Raw genomic sequence first — 6,876 nt, forward strand, 5'->3', positions numbered from 1 at the left:
CGTCCGAAACGACGCCCGGGGGCGCTTTCAGCGGCGCCGCAGGAGCAGCGCCGCCAGCAGCGCGCAGCCCGCGAAAGCCGCCCCGGTGGTGAACCCGCCCGGCATCCCGCCGGTGTGCGAGGAGACCGCGACGAGTGTGGCCAGGCCGATGGAACCGCCCACGGACTGCGAGGAGTTCAGGACACCGGCGGCCGTGCCCGCCTCGTCGCCGCGCAATCCCGAGGTGGCCAGGACGGTCGGCGGCAGTACACAGCACGCCATGCCCGCGCCGAGCAGGATCAGGGCCGGCAGCACCGTCACGGCGTAGCCGTCGCCCGCCGCAAGCGTGGAGAGCCACAGGTTCCCGCTCATCAGCAGCACGGCGCCCGTGACCCACAACCGGCGGATGCCGATGCGCCGTTCCAGGCGCACGGCGGCCACCGCGGTCACGGCCATGGTCACCGGCAGCGGCAGCAGCGCGCCGGCGGTGGCCAGCGCCGACCAGCCGTGCTGCTGCTGGAAGTGCTGGTTGAGGAAGAAGTAGGTGCCGATCAGGGCACCGGGCACGGCGAGCGTGCCGAGGAAGGCGAGCAGCCGGTCGCGGTCGGCGAACAGCCGCGGCACCACGATGGGCTGCTGCGCCCGCCGCTCGACGGCCGCGAAGACCGCCAGCGTCAGCACGCCGCCGAACACGCAGCCGGCGACCACCGGATCGCTCCAGTCCCGCTCGGCGGCCTGCGCCAGCCCGTACACCAGCAGGGCGGCGCCCAGGGCGGACAGCAGGGCGCCGGGAAGGTCGAACCGGCCGCGGTGGCGGGGCGTCTCGTCGAGGACGAACGGAGCCAGCAGCACGATCGCCACGCCCAGGGGGACATCGAGGCTGAGCACCCAGCGCCAGGAGCTGAGCGACGTGAGGGTGCCCGCAAGGAGCAGCCCCCCGGCGGTGCTGGCCGCGCCCGCCATGGTGCACACCGCGATGGCCCGCTTGCGGGCGGGGCCCTCGCCGAACGTGCTGAGCAGCAGGGCGAGCCCGCTCGGCGCGGCGAGCGCCGCACCGGCGCCCTGCACCGCCCGTACGGCGATCAGGAACTCGGCGGACCGGGCGAAGCCCCGCAGTGCCGCGGCCGCCGTGAAGAGGGCGACGCCTGCCAGGAACACCTTGCGGCGGCCCAGGAGGTCACCGGCCCGGCCGCCGAGCAGCAGCAGGCCGCCGAAGGCGAGCAGGTAGGCGTTGACGACCCAGGCCGCGCTCACCGCGGACAGCCCGAGCCCCTCGCGCAGGCCCGGCAGCGCGATGTTCACGATCGGGTCGTCCAGCTGGATCATCGCGTTGCAGCCGGCGATCACGGCCAGGGCGGCGGCCTTCCCGGCCCGGCCGCGGCCGTGCCGTGCGGGGGCCTCGGGCACCACCGCCGGTTGCGGCACCTGCACGGTCATGAGCGGCCTCCTCGAGCACGGACGGGCGGTCGCCGTCCACCATCCCGAGGACCGCCGGAAGACCGGCGCAGCCCCGCTCGAGGGGCGGTCGAAGGATCGCCCGGCGCGCTCCGCGGGGCCGGTTCAGCAGGCTGGAACGGCAGTCTGCGCATCGGGCACCGGATACCTTCACTCGCATTCATTGCAACGACATCTGGCGAGGGGTGTTGCGTTAAATTCGGGACCGTTGCAACGATTTGAGGCTGTCTACCTGCAGATACAGCGATTGTGTGCAACAACCCCGTTGTCGAATCCATGAATGCAACGTAGCGTTTCTCATGTCGGAAAGACCGAGCAAGGAGCCCGAGATGCAGACGTTCAAGACCCCCTCCCCCGTGTCCGTCGTCCTGGACGTCCCCGCCGGGCGCATCCGGTTCGCGGCCACCGACCGGGCCGAGACCACCGTCGAGGTCCGCCCGTCCGACCCCTCCAAGGCCCGGGACGCCAGGACGGCGGAACAGACCGAGGTCTCCTACGCCGACGGTGTGCTGCGCATCGAGACCCGCGCCGAGGCCAACCCGCTCACCGGCGCCTCCGGCTCCCTGGAGGTGACCGTCGGGCTGCCGGCCGGCTCCCGGGTCGAGGCGAAGGCCGCCGACGGCGAGTTCCGCACCACCGGACGTCTCGGTGACGTCGCCTTCGAGGGCGCCCAGGGCACCGTCGAGCTCGACGAAACCGCAAACGCACGGCTGTCGCTCCAAGCGGGCGACATCACTGTCGGCCGGCTGGACGGCAGCGCCGAACTGACCACTCGCAAGGGCGACCTGACCGTCAACGAGGCCGTACGCGGCACGCTCACCCTGCGCACCGAGCAGGGCGCCATCACCGTCGCCGCCGCCCGCGGCACCTCCGCCACCCTCGACGCCGGCACCGGTTACGGCCGGGTCGACAACTCCCTGACGAACACCGCCGGTTCCGCCGCCGAACTGACCGTCCACGCCACCACCTCCTACGGCGACATCACCGCCCGCAGCCTGTAACAGCGCCCCCGCACCGGCCCGTCGAGGAAGGACGCCGCCATGAAGCAGCCGCTCGCACACCAGCCCGCCGTGGCGGCTCCGGCCGGCCCGGGCCCCTTCGCCTCCTTCCTCCGGTTCGTCCTCCTCGGCGGCGGTGTCGGAGTCCTCTGCGGCCTCACCGTCCCCCTGCTGGCGACGGTGATCCCCTGGGCGGCCGCGAACGCGGCGGTCACCGTGGCCTCGACCCTGCTGTGCACCGAACTGCACGCGCGCTTCACCTTCGCCAAGGGGCGGCGCGCCGCATGGCGCGAGCACTGGCAGTCCGCGGGTTCGGCGACGGCCGCCTACCTGGCCACCACCCTCGCCGTGGGGGTCCTGCACCTCCTGCGGCCCTCCCCCGGCCTGCTGACCGAGCAGCTCGTCTACCTGGTCGCCTCGGGCCTCGTCGGCACCGGCCGCTTCCTCGTCCTGCGCTGCCACGTCTTCGCCGCCCGCCACGGCCACCCCGTGCGGCCCCTGCGGCAGCACGGCACGGCGGGTGTGGCGGCTCTGGCGACGGCTGCCTAGCCGAACGGGCTCACCGGCCCGGGCCGCCGGCCGAAACCCGCCCGTCCGCTCGACCATCGCTGCAGCATCACTGCCGTACCGCCACAGAACCCGGCCCTTCGCCCGCGCGCGGGGTCACCGTGTGTGCGTCTCGCAGCCGCCGCCCCGGGCTCGCCCGGGGCGGCGGGCCCCCTCGGAAAACTCCTCCCCTTCACTCGACGGAAGTGCGGTTACCCGTGGCTACCTTCCTGTACAAACTCGGCCGTCTCGCCTTTCGGCGACGTGGCCTCATGACCCTGTTGTGGGTGCTGATCGTCGTGGGCGTCGGGTCCGCGGCCTCCTCCGCACCCACACCGCCGACCGAACAGTTCTCGATGCCTGGCACCGAGTCGCAGAAGGCGTTCGACCTGCTCGAGGAGAAGTTCCCCGACGCGGGTGCCGACGGTGCCACCGCCCGTGTGGTGATCCAGGCGCCCGAGGGCAGGACGATCGCCGACGAGAAGCCGGCGATCGGCAAGCTTCTCGGCGAACTCGGCAAGGCGCCCCAAGTGGCGCGCGTGGCCGATCCGTTCGCCGCCGGCACCATCAGCGGCGACCGCCGTACCGCGTACGCGGTGGTGTCCTACGAGGTCGCCGCGCCCGAACTCACCGACGAGGCGCACGACGCCCTCACCGAGGCCACCGACCGGGCTCGCGACGGCGGACTGACCGTGGAGGCCGGCGGTGACGCCGTCCCGATCGAGCAGACGGTCTCCGGCACCGGTGAACAGGCGGGTGTGCTGATCTCGGCCATCGTGCTGTTCCTCACCTTCGGCTCGGTGATCGCCGCCGGCATGCCGCTGCTGACCGCCCTGATCGGCGTGGGTGTCGGCGTCTCCGGCATCGCCGCGCTGGGCTCCACGCTGGGCCTGTCCGCCACGACCTCGACGCTGGCGATGATGATCGGCCTCGCGGTCGGCATCGACTACGCCCTCTTCATCGTCTCCCGCTACCGCTCCGAGGTCGCCGAGGGCCGTATGCCGCAGGAAGCCGCGGGGATCGCGACCGGCACCGCCGGTTCGGCCGTCGTCTTCGCCGGGCTCACCGTCATCATCGCGCTGGGCGGCCTCGCGGTCGTCGGCATCCCGATCCTCACCAAGATGGCGCTCGCCGCGGCGGGTACGGTCGCCGTCGCCGTACTGATCGCGGTCACCTTCGTGCCGGCCCTGCTCGGCTTCGCGCCGCGCCGGGTCCTGCGGGTCGCCGACCGGCGCCTCGTACAGGTCAAGAAGCCGCTGTCGGCGCGCAAGCTGCGCAAGTCCGAGGAGAAGGCGGCCAAGCTGGCCGCGCGGACCAAGCCCGCCCTGTCCACCCGCTGGGCTTCCTTCGTCGTGCGCCGCCCCCTCGGGGTGCTGCTCCTCGCGGTGGTCGGCCTCGGGGCGCTCGCCCTGCCCGCCACCAAACTGGAACTGGGTCTGCCCGGCGAGGGCACGATGGCCACCGACACCACCCAGCGCAAGGCCTACGACCTGCTGTCCGAGTCCTTCGGCCCCGGCTTCAACGGCCCGCTGACGGTCACCGTCGAGGGCAAGGACGCGGCCGCCGCCGGGGACAAGGTCGGCGCGGAACTGAAGAAGGACGGCGCCGTCGCCTCGGTGTCCCCGGCCACCGCCAACAAGGCCGGCGACACCGCCATCTTCAGCATCGTCCCGAAGACGGGCCCGACCGACGCCGCCACCGAGGACCTGGTCAAGGACATCCGCACGCGGGCCACGGCGCTCGAGGCGTCCTCGGGCGCCACGGAGGTCCTGGTGACCGGCCAGACCGCGCTCGTCAGCGACTTCTCCCAGACCCTGTCCGACGCCCTGCTGCCCTACTTGGGGCTGGTGGTCGGCCTGGCCTTCCTGCTGCTGCTCCTGGTGTTCCGCTCGCTGCTGGTTCCGCTGAAGGCGGCGCTCGGCTTCCTGCTCTCGGTGGGCGCCGCGCTCGGCGCGCTGGTCGCGGTCTTCCAACTCGGCTGGGCCTCCGGGTTCTTCGGTGTCGAGCAGACCGGGCCCATCATGACCACGCTGCCGATCTTCATGATCGGCGTGGTGTTCGGCCTCGCCATGGACTACGAGGTGTTCCTGGTGACGCGGATGCGGGAGGCGTACGTCCACGGCGCCTCGGCGGAGGCCGCCGTCGTCACGGGCTTCCGCCACAGCGGCCGGGTGGTCGCGGCCGCCGCGATCATCATGATCAGCGTCTTCTCGGGCTTCATCTTCGAGGCCGACGACCTGGTCGCGATGATGGGCTTCGGCCTCGCCGCGGCCGTCCTGTTCGACGCCTTCGTGGTCCGCATGGTCATCGTGCCCGCCGTGCACTCGCTGCTCGGGAACGCCGCATGGTGGCTGCCGCGCTGGCTGGACCGGCTGCTGCCGAACGTCGACGTGGAGGGCGAGAAGCTCCAGCGGCGCCTTCAGCCCGCCACACCGCCGGCCCCGCGGAGCAGCCCGGAGGCCGAGCCCGACCTCGTGCACTGACCCGCCGCACGGGTGCGTGAGAGCGGCCCGGCGCGACCTGGACCAGGTCGCGCCGGGCCGTCGCGCATCGGCCGCCGGATCAGCCGACGACGGTCCAGGTGTCGCCGCCGGCCAGCAGCGCGGCGAGGTCGCCCTTGCCGTGCTGCTCGACGGCCGTGTCGAGCTGGTCGGCCATCTGCGTGTCGTAGACGGGCCGCTGGACCGAGCGGAACACACCGATCGGGGTGTGGTGCAGGGTGTCCGGGTCGGCCAGCCGGGACAGCGCGAAGGCGGTGGTGGGCGAGGGGGAGTGCGCGTCGTGGACGAGGATCCGGCTTTCGTTGTCCGGGGTCACGGCGACCACCCGCAGGTCCCCGGTGAGCTGGTCGCGCACCACGCCCTTGGCCCCGTCGGCGCCGAAGCGGATCGGCCGGCCGTGCTCCAGCCGGATCACCGCCTCCTGGGCCTGCTCCTTGTCCTTCAGCGCGTCGAAGGCGCCGTCGTTGAAGATGTTGCAGTTCTGGTAGATCTCGATCAGGGCGGTGCCCTCGTGGGCGGCGGCCTGGCGCAGCACCTCGGTGAGGTGCTTGCGGTCGGAGTCGACGGTGCGGGCCACGAAGGAGGCCTCGGCGCCGAGGGCCAGTGACACCGGGTTGAAGGGGGCGTCCAGGGAGCCCATCGGCGTCGACTTGGTGATCTTGCCGACCTCGGAGGTGGGCGAGTACTGGCCCTTGGTCAGGCCGTAGATGCGGTTGTTGAACAGCAGGATCTTGAGGTTGACGTTGCGGCGCAGGGCGTGGATGAGGTGGTTGCCGCCGATGGACAGCGCGTCGCCGTCACCGGTGACCACCCACACCGACAGATCCCGGCGCGAGCCGGCCAGGCCGGTGGCGATGGCGGGGGCGCGGCCGTGGATGGAGTGCATCCCGTAGGTGTTCATGTAGTACGGGAAGCGGGAGGAGCAGCCGATGCCCGAGACGAAGACGATGTTCTCCTTGGCCAGCCCCAACTCGGGCATGAAGCCCTGCACCGCGGCGAGGATGGCGTAGTCACCGCAGCCCGGACACCAGCGCACCTCCTGATCGGACTTGAAGTCCTTGGCGGACAGCTTCAGTTCAGTCTTCATGGAGGAACTCCCGCAGTGCGTCGGCGAGCTGCTGCGCCTTGAACGGCATGCCGTTGACCTGGTTGTAGGAGTGGGCGTCGACCAGATACCTGGCGCGCAGCAGCAGTGCCAGCTGGCCGAGGTTCATCTCGGGGACGACGATGCGCTCGTAGCGGGCCAGAACCTCACCGAGGTTGCGTGGGAAGGGGTTGAGGTGCCGCAGATGGGCCTGCGCGATGGGCTCCCGAGCGGCACGCAGGCGGCGGACCGCCGCGGTGATCGGCCCGTAGGTGGATCCCCAGCCGAGCACCAGGGTGCGGGCGCCGTCCGG

The 6,876-nt window shown here is 72.1% G+C and carries 5 protein-coding genes and 1 pseudogene; 3 read left to right on the plus strand and 3 right to left on the minus strand.

From position 1 onward, the window contains the following. Positions 1-27: 27 nt before the first annotated feature. Positions 28-1,416, minus strand: coding sequence for an MFS transporter (locus Q5694_RS30200; protein WP_333936650.1), 1,389 nt, complete (start codon positions 1,414-1,416; stop codon positions 28-30). 347 nt (positions 1,417-1,763) lie between these two features. Between Q5694_RS30200 and Q5694_RS30205 the strand changes: the two genes are divergently transcribed. From Q5694_RS30205 to Q5694_RS30215, 3 genes are all read left to right on the plus strand, one after another. After that, positions 1,764-2,435, plus strand: coding sequence for a DUF4097 family beta strand repeat-containing protein (locus tag Q5694_RS30205; protein ID WP_333936651.1), 672 nt, complete (start codon positions 1,764-1,766; stop codon positions 2,433-2,435). A 39-nt stretch (positions 2,436-2,474) separates the two neighbouring features. Next, positions 2,475-2,981: a GtrA family protein gene (locus tag Q5694_RS30210; RefSeq protein WP_333936653.1), complete on the plus strand. Its 507-nt coding sequence runs from the start codon at positions 2,475-2,477 to the stop codon at positions 2,979-2,981. A 215-nt stretch (positions 2,982-3,196) separates the two neighbouring features. Continuing rightward, positions 3,197-5,461, plus strand: a complete 2,265-nt coding sequence (locus Q5694_RS30215; protein WP_333936654.1) for an MMPL family transporter — start codon at positions 3,197-3,199, stop codon at positions 5,459-5,461. A gap of 79 nt (positions 5,462-5,540) precedes the next feature. Here Q5694_RS30215 and Q5694_RS30220 read toward each other — a convergent pair whose 3' ends face one another. Both Q5694_RS30220 and Q5694_RS30225 read right to left on the minus strand, forming a co-directional pair. After that, positions 5,541-6,566 carry a 2-oxoacid:ferredoxin oxidoreductase subunit beta gene (locus Q5694_RS30220; RefSeq protein ID WP_333936655.1) on the minus strand — a complete coding sequence of 342 codons (1,026 nt, stop codon included), beginning with the start codon at positions 6,564-6,566 and terminating at the stop codon, positions 5,541-5,543. Further along, a pseudogene (locus Q5694_RS30225) lies at positions 6,556-6,876 on the minus strand (2-oxoacid:acceptor oxidoreductase subunit alpha); the annotation flags it as partial. The gene Q5694_RS30220 and the pseudogene Q5694_RS30225, both read right to left, overlap by 11 nt.

Source organism: Streptomyces sp. AHA2 (assembly GCF_036857595.1).
In the GTDB taxonomy this organism is placed as follows: Bacteria; Actinomycetota; Actinomycetes; order Streptomycetales; family Streptomycetaceae; genus Streptomyces.

Bases quoted from the DNA above. Each gene is read 5' to 3' on its own strand.
- Q5694_RS30200 (WP_333936650.1), bottom strand. From the start codon at position 1,416: ATGACCGTGCAGGTGCCGCAACCGGCGGTGGTGCCCGAGGCCCCCGCA.
- Q5694_RS30210 (WP_333936653.1), top strand. From the start codon at position 2,475: ATGAAGCAGCCGCTCGCACACCAGCCCGCCGTGGCGGCTCCGGCCGGC.
- Q5694_RS30220 (WP_333936655.1), bottom strand. From the start codon at position 6,566: ATGAAGACTGAACTGAAGCTGTCCGCCAAGGACTTCAAGTCCGATCAG.
- Q5694_RS30205 (WP_333936651.1), top strand. From the start codon at position 1,764: ATGCAGACGTTCAAGACCCCCTCCCCCGTGTCCGTCGTCCTGGACGTC.